The 1419-nt window shown below is 63.1% G+C and carries 2 protein-coding genes; both read right to left on the bottom strand.

The genetic code is table 11. The features are described from left to right. Nucleotides 1–77 precede the first annotated feature (77 nt). On the bottom strand, nucleotides 78–1034 hold the full coding sequence (locus tag QMX91_RS31120; protein ID WP_223007312.1) for a zinc-binding alcohol dehydrogenase family protein: 957 nt from the start codon (nucleotides 1032–1034) through the stop codon (nucleotides 78–80). A 29-nt stretch (nucleotides 1035–1063) separates the two neighbouring features. Further along, on the bottom strand, nucleotides 1064–1237 hold the full coding sequence (locus QMX91_RS31125; RefSeq protein ID WP_007969534.1) for a DUF1427 family protein: 174 nt from the start codon (nucleotides 1235–1237) through the stop codon (nucleotides 1064–1066). Nucleotides 1238–1419 lie beyond the last annotated feature (182 nt).

The raw sequence follows: 1419 nt of genomic DNA on the forward strand, positions 1-1419 counted from the left end.
CGGTGTATCAGCCAATACTTGCTTCGCTGACACACCGCTTTCGCGAGCAAGCCCGCTCCCACAGTTGTTTTGCGGTGTCAGGGAATCAGGATGACCTTGTCGCCACTGCCCTGATTCACCTGCGCGTAGCTGTCCACCCCCTCCGCCAATGGCACCTGCACCAACCACTGCGGCAACGGCAACAGATCCTCATCAAAGAACCGCCCAAACTGCTCGAGCATCGCCGCACAGGCTTGCACGCCGTACAGCAGCGAGTTGATCCCGACCACCGAACCGCCCTTGCGGTACAACGCCAGCGCCGGCAACTGCACATGGCCGTCGACCGGTGCGGCGATGATCGCGATGCGGCCGAACGCTGCCAGTGCCGCCACCGAGGCCGGCAGCCAGAAGCCGGTGGTGTCGAAGATCACGTCAGCGCCACCGCTGTACACCGCGTTGACCTGCGCGCCGAGGTCTTCGGGTTTATCCAGCTGAATCGTCTGGAAGCCCTGCGCCTGCAACTCCTTGACCTGCTCCGGCCGCCGCGCTGCCGCGAGGATCTGCGCACCGCGCACCTTGGCCAACGCCAATGCCGCCGTGGCCACCGCGCCGCCACCGATCACCAGCAAACGGGTTTCAGCCGTCACCAAGCTACGCTCCAGCGCATCCCACGCCGTGGTGTACGGCACGCCGAGGCTGGCCGCCTGGGCGAAACTCAAGTGCGACGGTTTGTGCGCCACGCCATTGGCTGGCAGTTTGACGAACTGCGCGTGCGAGCCATCGGCGAAAAAGCCCAGCTCACGCCCGGTGCCCCAGACTTCCTGACCGAGCAACGCCTGCGGGCCTTCGACCACGACACCGGCAAAATCACGCCCGGGAATCCGTGGCAACGTGGTGTACGGAAATCGCCCGAGCACGTTCTTCACATCGCTGGGGTTCAGACCGGCCGCCTTGATCTCGACCAGCACTTCATCAGCGCCGGGCACCGGGGTCGGTACGTCGACGAAATGCAGGGAAGACAGATCGCCGGTTTTATCGAATTGCAGTGCTTTCATGAGGACATCCATCAAAGGGAAAAAGGAATTCAGGACAGCCAACCGGCGACCAGTTGCCGGCCCATCGGCCACAGCTGCTCACCCGCGAGCATGCCCAGCAGCCCCACCAGCGCGATGGCCGGTGGTGCCGGGGAACGAAAATCCAGCGCGCCATAGAGCAGGCCGACACCGAGACCGATGGCCAGCGAAATCAGGTAGTTCATGGAGGAAACTCCGCCGCGTGAAAGGAATGGGCAAAGTCTAGGGAAGGATCGGCAGAGGTGTCGGCCAAGGACTTCTGAATTTCGGCCAATTCCCCGCGTTCACTGTCGTCCCCTGTGGGAGCGGGCTTGCTCGCGAAGGCGGCGGGTCAGTCACTTTATGCTTCACAGACAAACCGCTTTCG

The sequence above is a fragment of the Pseudomonas sp. PS01299 genome, from assembly GCF_029960145.1.
Classification (GTDB): domain Bacteria; phylum Pseudomonadota; class Gammaproteobacteria; order Pseudomonadales; family Pseudomonadaceae; genus Aquipseudomonas; species Aquipseudomonas putida_A.